Source organism: Streptomyces sp. NPDC058796, from assembly GCF_042745235.1.
Taxonomy (GTDB): domain Bacteria; phylum Actinomycetota; class Actinomycetes; order Streptomycetales; family Streptomycetaceae; genus Streptomyces.
Genome location: NZ_JBHYOP010000011.1, coordinates 14308 through 33878 on the forward strand (window position 1 = coordinate 14308; position 19571 = coordinate 33878).

The following is a 19571-nucleotide window of genomic DNA, read 5'->3' on the forward strand; positions in this document are numbered from 1 at the left end:
GCCCCCGCCGGGGACCGGACGGGGCCTTCGTCGTCGCGTGCTCATCACCCCGTCGCCAAGGACACCTCCGTCGACTTGACCAGCGCCACGACGGGGGTGCCGACGGTGAGGCCGAGGTCCTCGGCGGCCTCCCTGGTGATCGCGGCGGTCAGTTCGGCGCCCTCGACGGCGACGCGGACGGAGGCCATCGCCGGGCCGGTGGTGAGGGCGGTGACCGTACCCGGGAGCCGGTTGCGGATGGACAGGTCCTCCACGCGGCCGGTGGCCAGCGAGACCTCCGTCGACTTCACGAGGACGCGCACGGCGGTCCCGGTGGCCGGCGCGAGGTCGTCGGCGGCGTCCCGGGTGATCGCCGCGGTGATGACCTGGCCGCCCGAGAGGCGGACCCTGACCGTCGCCATGGCCTCGCCCGGTGTGACGGTGATGACGGTGCCGGGGAGCTGGTTGCGGATGCTCAGGCTCATGGAGGGCACCGTAGCCCGGTGCGGGCGCTATGCCGGGTATGCGTGTGTCTGCGTCGCTTTGACCGTCGCCCACACCGGCGCGCCCGGATGGAGGCCGAGCTCGGCGGCGGCGACCGTGGTGAGGTCGGCGGCGAGCGGCAGTTCGCCGGTCAGGTCCGCGCGGATCTGGTCGCCGTGCGTCTCCAGGCCGACGACCTCGCAGTGCCACAGGTTGCGGGCGCTGGAACCGCCGGGGCGTTCCCCGTACAGGGTCACGGCGCTCGGCGGGAAGGCCACGAAGACCGGACCGGTCAGGTCCTCGGTGGTGGTGATGGCCGGACCGGCGTCCAGCCGGACCGTGTGGCCGTCGGCCCGCCCGCGATAGAGGTTCAGGCCGACCAGCCGCGCGATGTAGTCCGTCCGCGGCCGGCGGGCGATGTCGGCGGGGCCGCCCTCCTGCACGACCCGGCCGTGCTCGACCACGACCAGCCGGTCGGCCAGCACCATGGCGTCCAGCGGGTCGTGGGTGACCAGCACGGCCACCGCCTCGAACTCGGCCAGATGCCGGCGGAGCTGGGCCCGCACCTCCAGTCGCGTACGGGCGTCCAGTGCCGCCAGCGGCTCGTCCAGGAGGAGCAGCCGGGGGTTGGTGGCCAGGGCACGGGCCAGGGCGACGCGCTGGGCCTGGCCGCCGGAGAGGCGGCGCGGCTTGGCGCCCGCGTGGTCGGCCAGGCCCATCCGGTCCAGCCAGGCGGCGGCCTGCGCCCGGGCCTGTGCCTTGCTCGCCCCCCGGCAGCGCGGACCGAACGCGACGTTGTCGAGCGCGGACAGGTGCGGGAAGAGGAGGTAGTCCTGGAAGACCACGCCGACCGGCCGGGACTCGGGCGGCGTACGGTCCAGCGCGGTGCCGTCGAGTCGCAGGTGGCCGTCGGTCGGCGGGGCCAGGCCGGCGAGGGCGCGCAGTGCGGTGGTCTTGCCGGCGCCGTTGGGGCCGAGCAGCGCGATGACGTCGCCGGGGGCGGCGGTCAGTGTGACGTCCAGGCGGAACGTGCCGCGGTCCACCACGAGCCGGGCGTCGAGTCCGCCGCCGGTGGTGTGGCCGTCGGTGGGCTGCGCGGTGGTCGGTGCCCCGGTGTCGGTCATGTCGTCCCCGTCCGGCTCGCCGGACGCCTTCGCCCGGTCCGTCATGTCGCCCTCATCCAGCGGTCCCGCAGACCGGCCAGTACGGCGATGGAGACGGCCAGCAGCACCAGGCTGAGGGCGATCGCCGCCGCGGGGTCGTTCTGCAGGGCGAGGTACACCGCGAGCGGCATGGTCTGGGTCCGGCCCGGGAAGTTGCCCGCGAAGGTGATCGTCGCCCCGAACTCGCCCAGCGCCCGCGCCCACGCCAGGACGGCGCCCGCCGCGACGCCCGGGGCGATCAGCGGCAGTGTGACCCGGCGGAACGCGGTGAAGCGGGACGCGCCCAGGGTCGTGGCCGCCTCCTCGAAACGCGGGTCGGCGGCGCGCAGCGTGCCCTCCACGCTGATGACGAGGAAGGGCATGGCCACGAACGTCTCCGCGAGGATCACGCCCGTCGTCGTGAAGGGCAGCGTGATCCCGAACCAGGCGTCGAGCCACTGCCCGATGACGCCGTTGCGGCCGAACGCCAGCAGGAGCGCCACGCCGCCCACCACCGGAGGAAGCACCAGCGGCAGCGTCACCAGCGCCCGCACGAAGCCGCGGCCGGGAAACTCCGTGCGGGCCAGCAACCAGGCCAGGGGTACGCCGACGACCAGGCTCAGCAGGGTCGCCGACGTGGCGCACAGCAGCGACAGCCGCAGCGCCTGCCACACCTCCGGGCTGGCCAGCTGGCCGGGCAGTCCGCTCCACGGGGCCCTCACCAGCAGGGCGATCAGCGGCAGCAGCAGGAACGCCAGGCCGATCAGGGCGGGCACCAGCAGGGGTAGCGGCACCGCTCGGGTGCGGGCCTTGTGGGCGTCGGACCTCCTCATGGCGTGCGGAACCCGGCGTCCGTCAGCACCCGCTGCCCCTCCCCGGACCGCACCAGCTCGACGAAGGCCTTCGCCGCGCCCGCGTTGGGGGCGTCCTTGAGGACGGCGATCGGGTAGTCGTTGACGGCCTCGGCCGCCTCGGGGAAGTCCACGCCCGTCACCTTGTCACCGGCCGCCTTCACATCGGTGCGGTAGACGACGGCCGCGTCGGCCTCCTTCAGCTCGACCTTCGTCAGGGCCGCCTTGACGTCCTGTTCGTAGGAGGCCGGGGTGAGCTCGACGCCGCCTGCCTCCAGCGCCTTCTGCGCCGCGGCGCCGCACGGCACGGCCTTGTCGCACAGCACGACCTTGAGGCCGGAGGCGGTGAGGTCCTTCAGGGTGGAGATCCCCTCCGGGTTGCCCGGCAGGGTGGCGATCTCCAACTGGTTGCGGACGAAGGCGGACGGCTCGCCGGCCGTCGCCCCGGCGTCGGCGACGGTGGCCATCGTCTTCGGGCTGGCGGAGGCGAAGACGTCCGCCGGGGCGCCGCTGGTGATGCCCGCCGCGAGGGCGTCGCTGCCGCCGAAGTTGAAGGTGACCTCGGTACCCGGGTGCCGCCGCTCGAACCTCTCGCCGAGCGTCGTGAAGCTCTCCTTGAGCGAGGCGGCCGCGAAGACGGTGACCTGGCCGGAGACGCCGGCGGAGGAACCGGCCGAGTCCGCCCCCTTGTCCGAGCCGGTGGACGACGAGCAGGCGCCGAGGGCCAGCAGTACGGCTGCGCCCGCACCGCCCGCCCGCAGGCTCCGGCGGATGCGGCGGGTCTTGCACACCGAACGGGTCATCACGGCCACTCCCTCTGCGTCCTCCTGCGGGATACCGGCGGGCCCGGTGAGTGGCCGGACGCACGACGGACTTCCCCGTTGCGTCGATCATACTTCCGCATCTGCCATGTAAAAGTCTGCTGTTGCATCGCATGAGCAAGCTGCATAACGGAAAGAGCTGGCATGTGCGTTCGTACGGAGCGCCGGGGCGAGTGGGTCAGCTCCTGTCGATGTGCACGTTCGTCGACTTCACGCGGGCGGTGGCCTCCATGCCGACCTCGAGTCCGAGTTCCTCCACCGCCTCACGGGTCAGGAGGGAGACCAGCCGGTGCGGGCCGGCCTGGATCTCGACCTGTGCGGCGACGTCACCGAGCTTGATCGCCGTCACGATCCCGGGGAAGGCGTTGCGGACCGACGTGTACGGGGTCTCCTCGTCGGCACTGCCGGAGCCGGCGAGTTCGACCGAGAACGCGGCCAGGTCACGGCCGTCGACGAGCCGCCGCCCGGCGTCGTCCCGGTGGGTGGTGATCCGGCCCGCGTCGGCCCAGCGGCGGGCGGTGTCCGGGCTGACGCCGAGCAGCCGCGCCGCCTGGCCGATGGTGTAGGACTGCATGCCGGTCACGATAGGGCGCGGGGCGGGAACGGTTGCCGGAGGGCCGGCCGTTGGGCATAACGCGATATAGCTTTAGTCTTGGTGGGGTGGTGAGGTGTCCGCTCGGACGCCCGGCAGATCGGGGTGGAAGTATGACGGTGCAGCCCTCACGAGTCGGCGAGGCGTCCGTGCTCCGGGCCTCGCACGAGGACCGGGACCGGGTCGTGGACGCGCTGAGCGCCGCCGCGGCCGACGGCCGGCTGACCGCCGACGAACTCGACGAGCGTGTCGGAGCGGCGCTCGGCGCACGCACCCTGGGCGAATTGGCCGTCCTGACGGCCGACCTCCCCGTCGAGCCGGACGCGAAGCCGGCGCTCATGGCCAAGGACGTCGTCCGCATCGAGCAGGAAGGCGCGTCCACCCGGCGCGTCGGCGACTGGGTGGTGCCGCGGCGGATGGAGATCAGGTCGGCCTGGGGCGAGGTGACGCTGGACCTCACCCGTGCCGTGATCACGCACGACACCCTCCACATCGACCTCGACATGCGCGCCGGCGCGCTCAAGCTGGTGACCCGTCCCGGGATCGTGGTGGACACCGACGGGCTGCGGGCCGACTACGCGGAGGTGAAGGTGGCGAGGGCCGTCGATGCCGGGGTGCCCGTGGTACTGCGGGTGGAGATCACCGGAGAGATCAGCTGGGGGCAGGTCGTGGTGCGTGCGCGGCGCCGCCGGTTCGGAAGGAAGGCCCAGGCCGAAGCTGAAGGCGGTTGCTCCGGGGGCCGTTCGGGAGACTACGCGGAGTGACCAGCCCCGGACACGCGTCGGGGCCGGTGCGCGGGCGACGTGTCCGCGGGCCGGCCCCGTGTTCACCGAGCGGAGTGGTGCCGTACCGCCCGGCCGTTGCTCAGGCGGCGGGCATCAGTCCCGCACCGATGGGGCGGTGCGGGGCGATGACCCGGCCGTCGGGCAGGAGCTCACCGGTGTCCTCGAAGAGGACGACGCCGTTGCACAGCAGGCTCCAACCCTGCTCCGGGTGGTGCGCCACGAGGCGGGCGGATTCCCGGTCGGCGGAGTCGGCTGACGGGCACGGTGGCTGGTGCTGACACATGAGTGGGGTCTCTCGGTCTGTCGTGATGGGTGAGTGCGCTGTGTTGTCTGTCCCGCGGCGTGAAACGTCGTTCATGGCCGCCCCCCGTTGTTCCGGTCGGTCCGAACCCAGTGTTGCCCCACGGGCGTCGATCCGCAGGGATTTCGCGGTACCGCTTCTCACAGGTTGAGGACGCGTCACCCGCGCGGACGGTTCATTCCAACTGCACTGCCCCTTCGGGTGGTTCGACATGGCCGAAAGGGGCTAGTCCGCGCGGGTGCGAGGGAGACGCTCGGATCAGGCGGGGGAGCGCAGCAGCCGGGTCGGCGTCACCCGGTGCGTGAGGACCGGCAGGAGGTCGGAGACCCGGTGCGGCCGGTGGGCCGCGATGCCGGGAGGCGCCGGCGCCAGTGGCACAAGCAGGTCGGTCGCCGCGGGATGTCCGGCGGCCGGGTCCGCGTCGGTGTCGCCGTGCAGCCACAGCGTCAGCATGTACAGCCCGGGTACCGACAGCAGGCGCGGCTGGTGGGCCTGGGGCGCCGTCTCGGCCTGGCGCAGCGCGCGCTCGGTCGAGGTGACGTAGGGGCCTTCGAAGAAGTGCGAGAACGCCCAGCCGTCGGGCGTCAGCATGGTCTCGGCCGCCGCCACGGCCCGGTCGCCGCACCGGATGAGGAAGCGCCACCCGGCCAGCCGGGTCGCCGTCGCGCCCTCCGCGGTGATCCGGTCCAGGACGTGCACGGGCAGCGGCAGTTCGGGGGTGGTGGGTCCCTGCGCGCCGAGCAAGGAGGGCGTCCGGGCCTCACGGACCGCGGTGGGAGAGGAGAGGGCGGTGAGAACGGAACGCAGGGCGGGCGCGGGGGCCGGGGAGACATGCAGGGGCATGATGGGTCGCCTCTCATTCGAAGGCAAGGTGGCGCGGGGGCGGGGCGGACGACGCTGTCGGCTCACGGGGGCTGGGAAGGCAGGGGCCGGGGTCCGGGAACCGAGAAGTGGGTGGGACCTGCCGCGCCTCAGCTCGGCGGCAGGATCCATCGACCGTGGGCGCCGGTCAACTGCCTTGTTCGCGGAGTTTATACGACATGCGTTCAGACTGTGTTTCCGCTAGTCGATTCCGGGAACCCGTACAAGACTGCATTCGGCCGTCGAAATGAGGGAATCCTCCGGATTTCGGACCGGAGGTACGGCGGTGACCTCGAAAAATGTTCACCGAGCGGTCGGCCAATTGTCGTCGGCGTTTTTCACGAGGTGCCCCACCGGGAAACCGCTGGAGGCGCCATGCCCGATGAATGTGCCAGCGGTCACAACGGCACAGCGTAGCGTGTGGCGGACCGGTGCGGAGACGTTATCGATCGCTTCGGCTGGGCATCATCCATCCTGACCGGTCACCGGCGGCCGGATCTTCGACGCACCGCTCCGAGAAGGGACGTCTCCATGGGGGAGAAGGTCGTGGCAGGTCAGTTCGACCTGTCCGATCGCCAGCGCTACCGCGAGAAGCTCCAGCGGTGCCTGACGGGCCTGGAGCGACTCCTGGCGGAGAAGCGGTTCGACCACCCGAAGAACCTGATGGGGCTGGAGATCGAATTGAATCTCGTCGGTAAGGACGGGATGCCGAAAATGTTGAATGCGCAAGTCCTGGAACGCATCGCCAGCCGCGACTTCCAAACAGAACTCGCCATGTTCAACCTGGAAGTCAACATCGCTCCCCACCGGCTGGGCGGCCGGGTATTCGACCGTCTCGCCGAGGAGATCCGTACGTCGCTGGCATATGCGGACCGCAAGGCCGGCGAGGTCGACGCGGGAATCGCGATGATCGGCATTCTGCCGACGCTGGACCGCGACGACCTGGTCTCGTCCAATCTCTCCGCCGTCGACCGCTACGCCCTGCTCAACGAGCAGATCGTGGCCGCCCGGGGCGAGGACTTCACCCTCGACATCGAAGGGGTGGAACGCCTGACGTGCACCTCGAAGTCCATCGCTCCCGAGGCCGCCTGCACCTCGGTGCAACTGCACCTCCAGGTCACCCCGGACCGCTTCGCGGCCGTGTGGAACGCCGCCCAGGCGGTCACCGCCGCACAGATCGCCGTCGGCGCCAACGCGCCCTTCCTGTTCGGCCGCGAGCTGTGGCGCGAGTCGCGGCCCCCGCTGTTCCAGCAGTCCACGGACACCCGGCCGCCCGAGCTCCAGGCCCAGGGCGTCCGCCCGCGCACCTGGTTCGGCGAGCGGTGGGTGACCTCGGCGTACGACCTGTTCGAGGAGAACCGGCGCTACTTCCCGGCCCTGCTCCCGATCTGCGACGACGAGGACCCGCTGGAGGTCCTGGACGCGGGCGGCGTGCCCTCCCTCTCCGAACTCGTCCTGCACAACGGCACCGTCTACCGCTGGAACCGGCCCGTCTACGACATCGCCGACGGCGTCCCGCACCTGCGCGTGGAGAACCGCGTCCTGCCCGCCGGGCCCACCGTCACCGACGTCATCGCCAACGCGGCCTTCTACTACGGCGTCGTGCGCGCGCTCGCCGAGGAGCCCCGGCCGCTGTGGCACCGGCTGCCCTTCGAGGCCGCCGCCGCCAACTTCGAGGCCGCGTGCCGGCACGGCATCGACGCCCGCTTCGAGTGGCCCCGGCGCGGACGGCTGGGGGGCACCACCGAGGTCGACGCCGCCGTCCTCGTCCGCGACGAATTGCTGCCGCTCGCCGAGGCAGGTCTGGACGCGTGGGGCGTCGAGCCCGCCGACCGCGACCTGTACCTCGGTGTGATCGAGGAGCGGTGCCGGCGCCGGGTCAACGGCGCGTCCTGGCAGGCGGCCACCTTCCACCGGGCGCTGGAGGCCGGTCTGTCCCGGGAGGAGGCGCTGGCCGCCACGACCCGCCGCTACGTCGAGCTGATGCGCGAGGGCGACCCCGTGCACCGGTGGCCGGTGGGACTGCCGGAACCCGCGCCGACGGGCTGAGCCCACCGGCCGTACCCCGCCGCGCCCCGCCTCATACTGATCGGGCAAGCTGTGACGTCCCAGCTGGAGGCAGGTGTGCATGGCGGAGGCGGGCCCGGTGGACGATTCGTTCCCTCACAAGCCAGTTCCCGGGGAGCCCGCTCCCCAGGAGGGGCTCTCGCGACGCACGTTGCGTGACGAGACGCTGCTCGTCCTGGCGCTCTCGCTCGGCGCGAGCGGGGTGTCCGCCCTCATCAGCTTCATCGGGTCGGCCACCCGCCCCGGCGGGCTCAAGGACCAGGCGGCCACCCTCAACGCCTCCGCCGCGCCCGGCCGTCCCTGGCTTGATCTCGCCTGGCAGCTCTTCGGGATCACCACGGCCCTCGTCCCGGTCGCCCTCGTCGCCCACTTCCTGCTGCGCGAGGGGCGCGGCCTGCGCACCCTGGGCTTCGACCGCACCCGCCCGTGGCCGGACCTGGGCCGGGGGGCCGTGATCGCGGCCGTCATCGGCAGCACCGGCATCGCCTTCTACCTGGCCGCCCGGGGCCTCGGCTTCAACCTCACCGTGGTGCCCGAGGCGCTGCCGGACGTCTGGTGGAAGTACCCCGTACTGGTCCTCTCGGCGGTGCAGAACTCCGTCCTGGAGGAAGTCATCGTCGTCGGCTACCTGCTGCGCCGGCTGGACCAGCTCGGCTGGAGTCCGGGCGCGTCGCTGGCGGCCAGTTCGGTGCTGCGCGGCTCGTACCACCTCTACCAGGGCATCGGCGGCTTCATCGGCAACATGGTGATGGGCGTGGTGTTCGTGTACCTCTACCGCCGGTGGGGGCGCGTGGGTCCGCTGGTGGTGGCGCACTCGCTGCTCGACATCGGTGCCTTCGTGGGCTACGCGCTGCTGGCCGGGAAGGTGGACTGGCTGCCGACGGCCTGAAGGCGAGGAGGGGGCCGGGGAGCCCGCGCCCCCTCCGCCGCGTCATGCCAGCAGCTCGCCCTCGATCACCGTCACCGCGCGGCCGCCCAGCAGCGTGCGCTCGCCGCGCAGCTCCGTGCGGACCCGGCCGGAGCGGGGCGAGGCCTGGAGCCCGGTGAGGTCCGGGCGCCCGAGGCGCCGGGACCAGTAGGGGGCGAGGGCCGTGTGGGCGCTGCCGGTGACCGGGTCCTCGTCGATGCCGACGTTCGGGAAGAAGCACCGGGAGACGTAGTCGTAGCCGCGGGAGGGGTCCTGAGCGCGGGCGGTGGCGATGATGCCGCGCTCGGAGTGCGCGGCCAGGGCCTTGTGGTCCGGGGTCAGACTGCGGACGGTCTTCTCGTCGGCCACCTCGACCAGCAGGTCCCCGAGGCTCGGCCCGGTGTCGAGGACCGCGCGGGGCTCGGCGCCCAGGGCCTCGGCGACGCCCGCCGGGGCGTCGACCGGGGTGAGCGGCGCGGTCGGGAAGTCCAGGGTGATCGAGCCGTCCTCGCCCGGTGACGCGACGAGGACTCCGCTGTGCGTGGCGAAGCGCACCGGACCCTGGTGAGCGCCGGTGGTGCGCAGGACGTGGGCCGTGGCGAGTGTCGCGTGGCCGCACATCGCCACCTCGGTGGCCGGCGTGAACCAGCGCAGCGCCCAGTCGGCGTCGCCGCCCTCGGGCAGCCGGTGGGCGAAGGCGGTCTCGGCGTGGTTGACCTCCAGGGCGACCTTCTGGAGCCGGTCGTCGTCCGGGAAGGTGTCGAGGAGCAGGACCCCCGCGGGGTTGCCGGCGAAGGCGCGGTCGGTGAAGGCGTCGACGATTCGAATGCGCATGCCCCGACGCTAGCCGCCCGCCGAAGCCGTGGGCCAAGGCCAATCCGCAGGTTCTGGACCGGTGCTTCCCGGTCGGACGCTGCCCGGCCGAGTGTTTGCCAGTCGATAAGTTCCGATATATCGTTGAGGCATCGCGAATAGTTCGCGACAGATCAACGACTGAGTGGGAGTGATCAAGATGCACAAGCACGGACACGAGCACGGACGCGGTGGGCACGGCCGCGCGGAGAGGGCCTTCGGCGGCCGGGGCGGTTTCGGGGGCTTCGAGGGTTACGACGGCCGCCGTGCCGCCTTCGGTCCCTTCGGCCCGGGCGGACCCGGCGGAGGTCCCGGCGGCCCCTTCGGGCCGGGTTTCGGTCACGCGGGCCCCTGGGGCGGCCGGGGCCGCGGCGGACCCAGGGGCAGGGCCCGGCGCGGAGACGTACGGGCGTCGATCCTGGCCCTGCTGAAGGACCGCCCGATGCACGGCTACGAGATGATCCAGGAGATCGCCGAGCGCAGCGGCGGGGCGTGGAAGCCCAGCCCCGGATCGGTCTACCCGACCCTCCAGCTGCTGGAGGACGAGGGCCTGATCGCCAGCGAGAGCGAGGGCGGCAAGAAGCTCTTCGCGCTCACCGAGGCCGGCCGCACCGCCGCGGAGGAAGGTCCCGAGGCACCCTGGGAGGAAGCCTCGCGGGGGGTCGACTGGGAGGCGCTGAGTGAGATCCGGCAGGCCGGTTTCGGGCTGCTGGAAGCCTTCGGCCAGGTCTGGAAGACCGGCAGCAAGGAGCAGCGGGAGAAGGCTCTCGCCGTCATCGGCGACGCCCGCAAGAAGCTGTACCTGATCCTCGCCGACGAGGACTGATCAGCACACCTCGCCCGCCCCCGTGCCCCGCGGAGCGATCCGCGGGGCACGGGGCTGTGCGGGCGCGTTCAGCCGACCCGCCGTATCACCGCCGCGTCGAAGAGATCGCACGCGCGCGGGAAGGCGCTCTCGTCGTGGCAGTGCCACGCCTCCCAGAACAGGTCGGCGAGCAGCGCCTCCTCGGGGGCGTACACCCGGTATACGTACTGCCTGCCGTCGACGGCGGGCAGGGCCACGAGCCAGCAGCTGCTCCTCATACCCCTGTCGGACCCGCGAGGGTACGCTTCGGTTGCCCGGGAGGCGCGCGGCAGGACGGCACGCGCACGGCGGGGCGAAACGGCTTGATCTCATCCGTAAGGAGGAGATTCCGGCCAGGTGGGTCCACTCTGCGTGGGACGCCGAAATGCTTCCCGTCGGGGATGCCCCCGTCTCCTGGGACTGATGAGCTGGGGGATGTGCAGCCCCGTATCCCCCGGCAGTCGGCCGGTGAGCAAGGCGTCCGGCCCCCGGACGGTACCGACGCCGATGCCCGGTTCAGCCCGGAACTGGCATCGGTGGTCTCGGGTGCCCGCCGCAGGGCGGTGCGGGACGGCGACCGGCAGATCGACACGGCCCACCTGCTGCACTCCCTCCTGGAGTACGACCCCGAGGTGCGTGCCGTCCTCGGCGAGGGCCCGCAGATCGCCCGGCTGCTCGGTTACCTCGTGCAGCGCAGCATCGGCTACGGCCTGCGCTGGCAGAGCACCGTGGAGGACTCCGGCGCCGTACCCGTGGTGAGCGGGGTCGCCGGCTTCTCACCGCTGGCCGCCGCGGCCATGGAGGACGCCCGCGTGCGCGCCGCCCGCCGCGGGGCCGACCGGGCCTGTGGCGTCGACCTGCTCGCCGCCCTCGTGGCCGACCCGCAGGCGCGCGCCGTCGAGGTGCTCGGCCGTGCCGCCGTCGAACCGCGCACGGTGCTCGCCCGGGTGGCGGACCACCTGGGCACGTCCAGTCGGTGAGACAGGTGTCATTGGGGGTGACGCTCATGTCGTCCCCTGTCATCATGTGCCGGTGCATACGTCTGACAGCGCCCGCGGCAGCAGCGGGAAGGGAGCCGGACTCGGTCTCGCGCTCGCGTCCGCGGTCGCCTTCGGCGGTTCCGGGGTCGCGGCCAAACCACTGATCGAGGCGGGACTCGACCCGCTCCACGTGGTCTGGCTGCGCGTGGCCGGCGCGGCCCTGGTGATGCTGCCGCTCGCCGTGCGCCACCGCGCGCTGCTGCGCAGCCGGCCGGCCCTGCTCGCCGGGTTCGGACTGTTCGCCGTGGCCGGGGTCCAGGCCTGCTACTTCGCGGCCATCTCCCGCATCCCCGTGGGCGTCGCGCTGCTCGTCGAGTACCTGGCGCCGGCCCTGGTGCTCGGCTGGGTGCGGTTCGTGCAGCGACGACCGGTGACGCGGGCCGCGGCGCTCGGGGTGGTCCTCGCGGTCGGCGGCCTCGCCTGCGTCGTGGAGGTCTGGTCCGGGCTGCGCTTCGACGCCCTCGGACTGCTGCTCGCGCTCGGCGCCGCCTGCTGCCAGGTCGGCTACTTCGTCCTGTCGGACCAGGGCAGCGACGCCGGTGACGAGGCGCCCGACCCGCTCGGCGTCATCGCCTACGGGCTGCTCGTCGGAGCGGCCGCGCTCACCGTGGTGGCCCGGCCCTGGTCGATGGACTGGTCGGTCCTCGGGGACACCGCCCCCATGGACGGCACCCCCGTCGCCGCCGCCCTGCTGCTGGCCTGGATCGTGTTCATCGCCACGGTCCTCGCCTACGTCACCGGCGTGGTCGCCGTGCGCCGCCTGTCGCCGCAGGTCGCCGGCGTCGTGGCCTGTCTCGAGGCGGTCGTCGCCACCGTGCTGGCCTGGGTGCTGCTCGGCGAGCACCTCTCCGCCCCGCAGATCATCGGCGGTGTCGTCGTCCTGGTGGGCGCCTTCATCGCCCAGTCTTCCACCCCCGCCAGGGGCTCCGCCGACCCGGTGGCGAGCGGCGGGCCGGAACGGGAGTTGTCCGGCCGTGGGACGGCGACCTAGAGTGCTGATCATGCATTCAGACGCACTCGTCCTTCCGCCTCCGGCCGCCTGAGGCGGGCCCCTTGATCAGCCCGGCGTGCTGTCGCCGGGCCGGACGGTGCTGCCCGCAGACGCAGTCCCCGCGCCCCCGGTCGTTCCGGGGCCGCTCACAACTCCCGCGCCTCGTGCGCGTCTGCGGAGAGAAACGTGTCGAATGCCGTTGCCGGCCTGCCCGTCGGGCGTGGCCTCCTCTATCTGATCGTCGCCGGTGTCGCCTGGGGCACCGCCGGTGCCGCCGCCTCGCTGGTCTACCGGGCCAGCGACATGGGGCCCGTCGCCCTGTCGTTCTGGCGCTGTGCGATCGGGCTGCTCCTGCTGCTCGCAGCCCGGCCGTTGAGTCCCCGCCGCGAGCGCGCCGCCGTGCGCGAGCCGTTCGCCCGCAAGGCCCTGCGCGCCGTCGTCACCGGCGTCGGCCTCGCGGTGTTCCAGACCGCCTACTTCGCCGCGGTGCAGTCCACCGGCCTCGCGGTGGCCACCGTCGTCACGCTCGGCGCCGGCCCGGTGCTGATCGCGCTCGGCGCCCGTCTCGCCCTCGGGGAACACCTGGGCCTGGGCGGAGTCGCGGCGGTGGCCGGGGCGCTCGCCGGGCTGGTGGTGCTCGTCCTCGGCGGCGGGGGAACCACCGTGCGGCTGTCCGGGCTGCTCCTCGCCCTGCTGTCCGCGGCCGGGTACTCGGTGATGACCCTGCTGACCCGCTGGTGGGGGCGCGACGGCGGCGCGGACGCGGCCAGTACGTCCGTCGGCGCGTTCGCCGTGACGAGCCTGTGCCTGCTGCCGCTCGCCCTGGCGGAGGGCCTGGTGCCGCACACCGCGGACCCGGTGCGGCTCGTGTGGCTCCTGGCGTACGTCGCGGCCGTGCCGACCGCCCTCGCCTACGGGCTCTACTTCGCCGGCGCGGCCGTCGTCCGGTCCGCCACCGTCTCCGTGATCATGCTCCTCGAGCCGGTCAGCGCGGCGGCGCTCGCCGTCCTGCTGCTCGGTGAGCACCTCACCGCGGCGACCCTGGCCGGCACGCTGCTGATGCTCGGCTCGGTGGCGGGGCTCGCGGTGGCGGAGACCCGGGCGGCGAGGACGCGACCGGCACCGGCGTGACGACGGGGCTCCGGTAGGGGGCCCCGCCGAGGGGCCCTCTACCGTCCGGCCGGAGGCGCGAGATACTCCGGCAGCCCGGTGCCCGCGTCCAGGCCGGGGTCGGCGACCGGGGCGTCGTAGCCCTTGCGCAGGGGGACGAGGCCGGCCCAGTGCGGGAGGGCGAGGTCCTCGGGCTCGTCGTTCACGCCGCCGGTGCGGAGCTTGGCGGAGACCTCGTTCAGGTCGAGGCGGATCACGGCGGTGGCGGCCAGCTCCTTCTTGTTGGCCGGCCGGGAATCCCGGGAGCGGCCGGGCACGACGTGGTCGACCAGGGCGTCCAGGGCCGTGCGCTTCTCCTCCGGGTCCGTCACGTCGTACGCGGTGCCGTGCACCACCACCGAGCGGTAGTTGATCGAGTGGTGGAAGGCCGAGCGGGCCAGCACGAGCGCGTCCACGTGCGTCACCGTCAGGCAGACCGGCAGACCCGGGTCGGCCGCGCCCGTCATCCGCAGCGGGCGCGAGCCCGTCGAACCGTGCACGTAGAGCCGCTCGCCGACCCGGCCGTAGAGCGTCGGCAACACCACCGGGGCGCCGTCGCGGACGAAGCCGAGATGGCAGACGTAGCCCTCGTCGAGTATCGAGTGCACCAGCTCCTTGTCATAGGAGGCCCGCTCGGGGGAGCGGGTCGGAACGGTGCGGTCGGTGGACGGGTAGGCGGTACCGGGCTGTGACGGTGTGTGCGTCCGCGTGGACCCCTGCATGGCGCTCTCCATTGCACTAGTGCATAATTGGGTTTGTGCTAGGAGAGTATCGGATCACTGGGCGAGGAGCAGCGGAGATTTCCGCGAGCGTCGAGCGCGCGGTGGCCTCCGGAGAGCTGGGGCCGGGCCAGCCACTGCCGCCGATGCGGGAGTTGGCCGAGCGACTGGGCGTGAACCCGAACACCGTCGCCGCCGCCTACCGCACCCTGCGCGAGCGCGGGGTCATCGAGACGGCCGGGCGCCGGGGCAGCCGAGTGCGCGCCAGACCGGCCACCACCGGACGCGAGTTCATCCGGGTCGACGTCCCGGAGGGTGTGCGGGACGTCTCCGACGGCAATCCGGACCCGGCGCTGCTGCCCCCGCTGGGCCCGGCGTTCGCCGCCGCGGCCGAGCAGGCCGACCGTGAGCCGGTGCTGTACGGGGCCTCGCCCGTGGAAGCCGGTCTCGTGCGCCTCGCGCGGGCCGGACTCGACGCCGACGGGGTGCCGGACGGGCCCGTCGCCGTCACGTCCGGATCGCTGGACGCCATGGAACGGGTCCTGGCGGCCCACCTCAGGCCGGGGGACGCCGTCGCCGTCGAGGACCCGGGCTGGGGCAGCCTCCTCGACCTCGTCCCGGCGCTCGGCCTGCGCACGGTGGCCGTCGGCGTCGACGACGAGGGGCCGCTGACCGGCGACGTGCGCCGCGTCCTGGCGGCCGGCGCGCGCGCCCTGGTCGTCACGGACCGCGCGCAGAACCCGACGGGCGCGGCACTGAGCGCCGCACGCGCGCGTGAACTGCGCGCCGTGCTCCGCGAACACCCGGGGACGCTGCTGATCGAGGACGACCACGGCCACCGCATCGTCGACCTTCCCCTGCACCCCCTCGCCGGTACGACGCACCACTGGGCCTTCGTCCGTTCCGCCGCCAAGGCCTACGGACCCGATCTGCGCCTCGCCGTGCTCACCGGGGACACCGTCACGCTCGACCGGGTGCGCGGCCGGCAGCGGCTGGGCCCCGGCTGGGTCAGCCGCGTCACCCAGCGTGCCGTGGCCCGGCTGTGGGCGGACGGCTCGGTGGACACGCCGGCCGTGGCGGCGGCGTACGGACGGCGCCGCGAGGCGCTGCTCGGCGCGCTCGCCGACCGGGGGATCACCGCGTACGGGCGCAGTGGCATGAACGTGTGGATCCCGGTGCCGGACGAGACCGGCGCCGTCGCCCGGCTGCTGCAGGCCGGCTGGGCCGTCGCCCCCGGCGCCCGCTTCCGCGTGAGCGCGCCGCCCGCCGTCCGCATCACCGTCTCCACCCTGGGGGAGGGGGACGTCGGACCGCTGGCGGACGCGGTCGCGTCGGCCGTGGGGCCGGGGCCGGGGTGGCTGCGCAGTCAGGTCTGACGCGCGCGGCCGCTCGTTCCGGCCGGGGCCGGAAGCCGCCCCGCCCTGCCGGTGCCGTCGTCCTGTGCCGCTCAGGCCGCCGTCGCCCTCTGGCGTTCCCGCGTCCGCCCGGCCCGCTCCGTGGTGTCCGCGGCCCTTCTGGGCCGTGCCTGGGTCAGGGCGGCGCCCGCCAGGACGATCACCGCGCCGACCGGCGTCGACCAGGACAGGGACTCGCCGAGGAGGACCACGCCCGCGGCCGTGGCGATGACGGGCGTGAAGTACGTGACCATCTGGGCCGTCGTCGGGCCGACCTCGGCGACCAGGTCGTACTGGATCAGGAAGGCGAGCCCGGTGCCGAGGGTGCCCAGCGCCGCGACCGCCAGCAGCGGCACGACCGGGAAGCTGGCGGGCATCGAGGTGAACAGCGGTGTCACGACGGCCAGTTGCAGGGTGGCCAGGCCCAGCTGGGCGCCGGTCAGCGAGAGGTGGGAGTGGCTGGAGCCGGCCAGCGTGCGGCGGACGTAGATCCAGCCGACCGGATAGCTGAACGAGGCCAGCAGCGCCAGCGCGGTGCCCGTGACGTCCAGGCCGTGGAAGCCCTGCCAGACCCCCAGCACCGTCAGGACGCCGAGGAAGCCGATGCCGAGGCCCGCCACCCGGCGCCGGGTCGGCCGGTCCTCCGACAGGGCGACCAGCGACAGGGCCATGCCCCACAGCGGCGAGGTCGCGTTGCAGATGCCCGCCAGGGACGACGGAATGGTGAGCTCCGAGAAGGCGAACAGGGAGAACGGCAGCGCGTTCAGCAGGAATCCGGCGACCGCCAGATGCACCCAGGTCCACGCCCCGCGCGGCAGCCGCTCCCGCTTCACCGCCATCGCCACGGCCACCACCGCGGCACCGGACACCAGCCGCCCCAGCGTGACCTGGAAGGGGGCGAAGGCCTCGGTCCCCACCTTCATGAAGAGGAAGCTGAAGCCCCAGACGAGGGACAGGAGCCCGAAGCGCAGCCGCCAGTCGAAGGCGCGCCGGACCGTGGGGAAGGAAGTGACACCGCTGCTCATGCGGTCAACGATGCTGGAGACATCCTCGTAGCACAATCGAGATTTCGCACCCGGTATCTCGTAGAATCGCTTACATGTTGAACCTGGAGCGCCTGCGCACCCTCGATGCCCTGGCCCGGCACGGATCGGTGAGCGGCGCCGCCGCCGGTCTGCACATCACCACCTCCGCCGTCTCCCAGCAGATGGCCAAGCTGGAGCGCGAGGCCGGACAGCGACTGCTCGCCAAGAACGGGCGCGGCGTACGGCTCACGGACGCGGGCCGGCTGCTGGCCGAGCACGCGGCCCGCATCCTGTCCCAGGTGGAGCTGGCCCAGGCCGACCTGGAGGCGCAACGCGGACAGGTGGCGGGCGAGCTGCGGATCTCGGCGTTCCCGACGGCCGCCCGCGGACTCTTCCCCGCCGCACTGGCCGCCCTGCGCGCCGAGCACGCCGCGCTGCGCATCCGCTCCTGCGAGCTGGAGCCGGAGCGCGGCGTCAGCGGCGTGGTGCGCGGCGACCTGGACCTGGCCGTCGTACTCGACTGGTACAACAAGCCGATGCCGCTGCCCGACGGCCTGGTCAAGGCGCCGCTCCTGGACGATCCGGCAGACGTGGCCCTGCCCGCCGGCCACCGGCTCGCGGGCCGGGAAGAGGTGGACCTCGCCGAGTTCGCCGAGGACGAGTGGATCACTTGGGGGGAGGGCGAGTTCTGCCACGAGTGGCTGATGTTCACGCTGCGCTCGAAGGGCATCGAGCCGATCATCGGCCACCGCGCCGCCGAGACCCACACCCAGCTCGGCCTGGTCGCCGCGGGGCTCGGCGTGTGCATCGCCCCGCTGCTCGGCCGCCATCCGATGCCTCAGGGGGTCCTCACCGTGCCGCTCAGGCAGCGGGTGCGCCGGCACGTGTACGTCGTCTGGCGCGCGGACGCCGACCGCCGCCCGTCGATCAGGGCGGCGGTTGAGGCGCTGCGGACGGCGGCGGGACGGCTCGGCTGAGGGGGCCCGCGGGGAGCGCCTACCGGGGCGCCAGCTTGCGGAAGTCCCAGGAGACGACCTTCTCGGGCGTCAGCCGCAGCCAGGCGTGACGGCCGTCGTGCGGCATCTCCTCCAGACCGAGGTTCTTGCGGGCGAACAGCGTCTCCGGGAAGTCGAGTTCGGCGCACAGCTCGCCCGTGCGCGGCGCCTCGCCCACGCATTCCACCCGGCCGGACAGCTCCGCGCCCCGCAACTCGTCGTACTCCTCGCCGGTGTCGATCACGATCGCCACCCTGGGGTCGCGCCGCAGGTCCGCCCAGCGCCGGCTGCGCACCACCGAGTACAGCCACATGGAGGAGCCGTCCCAGACGAACCAGAGCGTGCTCACGTGCGGGGCGCCGTCGGCCGACACCGTGGCGACGCGGCAGGAGCGCTGGGTGGTGAGGAAGGCGTCCAGCTCGCCGGGCGTCATCATGATCTTCCGGCCCCGGCGCTGGGCGACGGTCATCCGGCCAGCCGGATCGAGTCCCCGCTGACCGTGATCTGTACGGCCGGCAGCGGTTTGGGCGCCGGGCCGCCCTGCACACTGCCGTCGGTGATCGAGAAGTTGCTGTTGTGGCAGGGGCAGTTGATGACGCCGCCGGACACGCTCTTCACGGCGCATCCCTGGTGCGTGCAGGTTGCGGAGAACGCCTTGAACTCGCCCGCCGTCGGCTGCGTGACCACCACCTTCTGGTCGGCGAAGACCTTCCCGCCGCCCTCGGGGATGTCCGCGGTGGCCGCCAGCGCGGCTCCGGCGTCCTCGCCGCCCGCGCCCTCGGAGGCGGGCGGCGAGGCGGCGGCGCCGCTGTCGTCCGACGCGTCGTCGCCGGAGCCCGAGCACGCGGTCAGCGCGACGGCGAGCCCCGCCGCTCCGGCCGCCGCCACGACGGTACGACGGGCCGGTCCTGCGGGGTGGAACGGTGCGCTGGCCATGCTGGGGTTCCTTCCGGGTGGATGCGTGATGATCTGCCGAGAGGTACGGCCCCGGGACACATGCTGTTCAGACCGTGCCGAGATGTTGTCGCGCCGGCGGTCGGACGGGCGTAAAACACGGCTGTCGTTTCGCTGTCGGCCCGTCCGTCACCGCGACATGCCGGTGTCCGGCGGCCGAGCGGCCTGGACCGGAACGTGGGAGCTGAAGGAGACCGGCAACGCCGGCGTCAGCGACTTCGGATACGGCGCCGGTCTGAACGGTCAGCCGAACCAGTCCTCCTACGCCGCGGCGAAAGAGGCGATCCGCGGTCTGAGACGGGTCGCCGCCAACGAATGCGGCCCAGCACGACATCCGGGTCAACGTGGTCTGTCCGATGGCCCTGACCGCAGGTGTCGCCGCCGTACGGGCCGAGGCCCGTCCCGAGCAGTACGCCCAGCCCGCCGCCGCGGTGCCGCTGTGCCGCTTCGGCGACCTCGACCGGGACCTCGCTCCCGTCATGGGCTTCGTCGCGAGCGACGACGCGCGGTACATGACGGGGCAGACGGTCATGGCCGACGGCGGGGCCGTGAAGCTGCGCTGAGAGGAACCCGTGGACGTGTGAAGGCCGAGATGGTTGTACCGGAGGTCGCACCGCTTCGTGTGGGATTACGCACGTCCCGAAGTCGTGACGGCTTCGCGGAGGCATCCGCTTGGTCATGTGGAAGACGGGAGCACGTCCTCCACTGATCAGGCGGAGGGGAGCGGACCCATGGGTGACATGGGCGAACGTGTGCCTTGTGCGCGGGAAATGCGGGCCGTCTCAGCGGCCTTCGTCCGGCGTGTCACCGTCCGCAGCA

Annotated in this window: 23 protein-coding genes; 10 read left to right on the top strand and 13 right to left on the bottom strand. The window is 73.0% G+C overall.

All coding sequences use genetic code 11. The annotated features are described in order from the left end of the window. Nucleotides 1–44: 44 nt before the first annotated feature. The 5 genes from ACFW47_RS26110 to ACFW47_RS26130 all read right to left on the bottom strand — a co-directional run bounded on the left by ACFW47_RS26110 (nucleotide 45) and on the right by ACFW47_RS26130 (nucleotide 3850). Nucleotides 45–464: a molybdopterin-binding protein gene (locus tag ACFW47_RS26110; protein ID WP_386285688.1), complete on the bottom strand. Its 420-nt coding sequence runs from the start codon at nucleotides 462–464 to the stop codon at nucleotides 45–47. Nucleotides 465–491: 27 nt separating this feature from the next. After that, nucleotides 492–1586 (bottom strand): ABC transporter ATP-binding protein, encoded by a 1095-nt coding sequence (locus ACFW47_RS26115; protein ID WP_386285730.1) that lies wholly within the window; start codon nucleotides 1584–1586, stop codon nucleotides 492–494. A 41-nt stretch (nucleotides 1587–1627) separates the two neighbouring features. Further along, the gene (gene modB, locus ACFW47_RS26120; RefSeq protein ID WP_386307315.1) at nucleotides 1628–2437 is read right to left on the bottom strand and encodes a molybdate ABC transporter permease subunit; all 810 of its coding nucleotides are present in this window, start codon (nucleotides 2435–2437) and stop codon (nucleotides 1628–1630) included. Further along, nucleotides 2434–3258 carry a molybdate ABC transporter substrate-binding protein gene (modA, locus tag ACFW47_RS26125; RefSeq protein WP_386285684.1) on the bottom strand — a complete coding sequence of 275 codons (825 nt, stop codon included), beginning with the start codon at nucleotides 3256–3258 and terminating at the stop codon, nucleotides 2434–2436. The genes modB and modA overlap by 4 nt, the downstream gene beginning before the upstream one ends. A 196-nt stretch (nucleotides 3259–3454) precedes the next feature. After that, entirely contained in the window at nucleotides 3455–3850 is a 396-nt protein-coding gene (locus ACFW47_RS26130) for a molybdopterin-binding protein (RefSeq protein WP_386285682.1), read from the bottom strand. A 131-nt stretch (nucleotides 3851–3981) separates the two neighbouring features. Between ACFW47_RS26130 and ACFW47_RS26135 the strand changes: the two genes are divergently transcribed. Then, nucleotides 3982–4632 carry a DUF1707 domain-containing protein gene (locus ACFW47_RS26135; RefSeq protein ID WP_386285680.1) on the top strand — a complete coding sequence of 217 codons (651 nt, stop codon included), beginning with the start codon at nucleotides 3982–3984 and terminating at the stop codon, nucleotides 4630–4632. 100 nt (nucleotides 4633–4732) lie between these two features. Here ACFW47_RS26135 and ACFW47_RS26140 read toward each other — a convergent pair whose 3' ends face one another. After that, nucleotides 4733–4936: a DUF5999 family protein gene (locus ACFW47_RS26140; RefSeq protein WP_386285678.1), complete on the bottom strand. Its 204-nt coding sequence runs from the start codon at nucleotides 4934–4936 to the stop codon at nucleotides 4733–4735. A 276-nt stretch (nucleotides 4937–5212) separates the two neighbouring features. Then, nucleotides 5213–5797, bottom strand: coding sequence for a hypothetical protein (locus ACFW47_RS26145; protein WP_386285676.1), 585 nt, complete (start codon nucleotides 5795–5797; stop codon nucleotides 5213–5215). A gap of 549 nt (nucleotides 5798–6346) precedes the next feature. Between ACFW47_RS26145 and ACFW47_RS26150 the strand changes: the two genes are divergently transcribed. Beyond that, nucleotides 6347–7864 (top strand): glutamate--cysteine ligase, encoded by a 1518-nt coding sequence (locus ACFW47_RS26150; protein ID WP_386285674.1) that lies wholly within the window; start codon nucleotides 6347–6349, stop codon nucleotides 7862–7864. 79 nt (nucleotides 7865–7943) lie between these two features. Next, nucleotides 7944–8771, top strand: coding sequence for a CPBP family intramembrane glutamic endopeptidase (locus tag ACFW47_RS26155; RefSeq protein WP_386285672.1), 828 nt, complete (start codon nucleotides 7944–7946; stop codon nucleotides 8769–8771). A gap of 42 nt (nucleotides 8772–8813) precedes the next feature. Here the strand turns inward: ACFW47_RS26155 and ACFW47_RS26160 are convergent, their stop codons facing one another. Then, nucleotides 8814–9623, bottom strand: a complete 810-nt coding sequence (locus ACFW47_RS26160) for a PhzF family phenazine biosynthesis protein (RefSeq protein ID WP_386285670.1) — start codon at nucleotides 9621–9623, stop codon at nucleotides 8814–8816. 178 nt (nucleotides 9624–9801) lie between these two features. Here ACFW47_RS26160 and ACFW47_RS26165 point away from each other — a divergent pair, with 178 nt between their 5' ends. Next, on the top strand, nucleotides 9802–10467 hold the full coding sequence (locus tag ACFW47_RS26165; RefSeq protein ID WP_386285668.1) for a PadR family transcriptional regulator: 666 nt from the start codon (nucleotides 9802–9804) through the stop codon (nucleotides 10465–10467). Between the two features lie 68 nt (nucleotides 10468–10535). Here the strand turns inward: ACFW47_RS26165 and ACFW47_RS26170 are convergent, their stop codons facing one another. Then, nucleotides 10536–10703, bottom strand: coding sequence for a hypothetical protein (locus ACFW47_RS26170; protein ID WP_386285666.1), 168 nt, complete (start codon nucleotides 10701–10703; stop codon nucleotides 10536–10538). A 219-nt stretch (nucleotides 10704–10922) separates the two neighbouring features. Between ACFW47_RS26170 and ACFW47_RS26175 the strand changes: the two genes are divergently transcribed. The 3 genes from ACFW47_RS26175 to ACFW47_RS26185 all read left to right on the top strand — a co-directional run bounded on the left by ACFW47_RS26175 (nucleotide 10923) and on the right by ACFW47_RS26185 (nucleotide 13647). After that, entirely contained in the window at nucleotides 10923–11465 is a 543-nt protein-coding gene (locus tag ACFW47_RS26175; RefSeq protein WP_386285664.1) for a Clp protease N-terminal domain-containing protein, read from the top strand. Nucleotides 11466–11511: 46 nt separating this feature from the next. Beyond that, nucleotides 11512–12516, top strand: coding sequence for a DMT family transporter (locus tag ACFW47_RS26180; RefSeq protein WP_386285662.1), 1005 nt, complete (start codon nucleotides 11512–11514; stop codon nucleotides 12514–12516). A 186-nt stretch (nucleotides 12517–12702) separates the two neighbouring features. Beyond that, nucleotides 12703–13647 carry a DMT family transporter gene (locus ACFW47_RS26185; RefSeq protein ID WP_386285660.1) on the top strand — a complete coding sequence of 315 codons (945 nt, stop codon included), beginning with the start codon at nucleotides 12703–12705 and terminating at the stop codon, nucleotides 13645–13647. Nucleotides 13648–13685: 38 nt separating this feature from the next. On the opposite strand, the gene ACFW47_RS26190 is transcribed toward ACFW47_RS26185, so the two are convergent. Beyond that, nucleotides 13686–14387: a pyridoxamine 5'-phosphate oxidase family protein gene (locus ACFW47_RS26190; RefSeq protein ID WP_386285658.1), complete on the bottom strand. Its 702-nt coding sequence runs from the start codon at nucleotides 14385–14387 to the stop codon at nucleotides 13686–13688. A gap of 35 nt (nucleotides 14388–14422) precedes the next feature. Between ACFW47_RS26190 and ACFW47_RS26195 the strand changes: the two genes are divergently transcribed. Beyond that, on the top strand, nucleotides 14423–15760 hold the full coding sequence (locus tag ACFW47_RS26195) for an aminotransferase class I/II-fold pyridoxal phosphate-dependent enzyme (RefSeq protein WP_386285656.1): 1338 nt from the start codon (nucleotides 14423–14425) through the stop codon (nucleotides 15758–15760). A gap of 71 nt (nucleotides 15761–15831) precedes the next feature. On the opposite strand, the gene ACFW47_RS26200 is transcribed toward ACFW47_RS26195, so the two are convergent. After that, nucleotides 15832–16803 carry a DMT family transporter gene (locus ACFW47_RS26200; protein ID WP_386285654.1) on the bottom strand — a complete coding sequence of 324 codons (972 nt, stop codon included), beginning with the start codon at nucleotides 16801–16803 and terminating at the stop codon, nucleotides 15832–15834. 74 nt (nucleotides 16804–16877) lie between these two features. On the opposite strand from ACFW47_RS26200, the gene ACFW47_RS26205 reads away from it, so the two are divergent. Next, the gene (locus ACFW47_RS26205; RefSeq protein WP_386285652.1) at nucleotides 16878–17780 is read left to right on the top strand and encodes a LysR family transcriptional regulator; all 903 of its coding nucleotides are present in this window, start codon (nucleotides 16878–16880) and stop codon (nucleotides 17778–17780) included. Between the two features lie 19 nt (nucleotides 17781–17799). On the opposite strand, the gene ACFW47_RS26210 is transcribed toward ACFW47_RS26205, so the two are convergent. Together ACFW47_RS26210 and ACFW47_RS26215 are read right to left on the bottom strand one after the other, a co-directional pair. Continuing rightward, entirely contained in the window at nucleotides 17800–18267 is a 468-nt protein-coding gene (locus tag ACFW47_RS26210; RefSeq protein ID WP_386307316.1) for a pyridoxamine 5'-phosphate oxidase family protein, read from the bottom strand. Further along, entirely contained in the window at nucleotides 18264–18734 is a 471-nt protein-coding gene (locus tag ACFW47_RS26215; RefSeq protein WP_386285648.1) for a Rieske (2Fe-2S) protein, read from the bottom strand. Before ACFW47_RS26215 ends, ACFW47_RS26210 begins: the two co-directional genes overlap by 4 nt. A 374-nt stretch (nucleotides 18735–19108) precedes the next feature. Between ACFW47_RS26215 and ACFW47_RS26220 the strand changes: the two genes are divergently transcribed. Next, nucleotides 19109–19315 (top strand): SDR family oxidoreductase, encoded by a 207-nt coding sequence (locus ACFW47_RS26220; protein WP_386307318.1) that lies wholly within the window; start codon nucleotides 19109–19111, stop codon nucleotides 19313–19315. The last annotated feature ends 256 nt before the right edge of the window (nucleotides 19316–19571 follow it).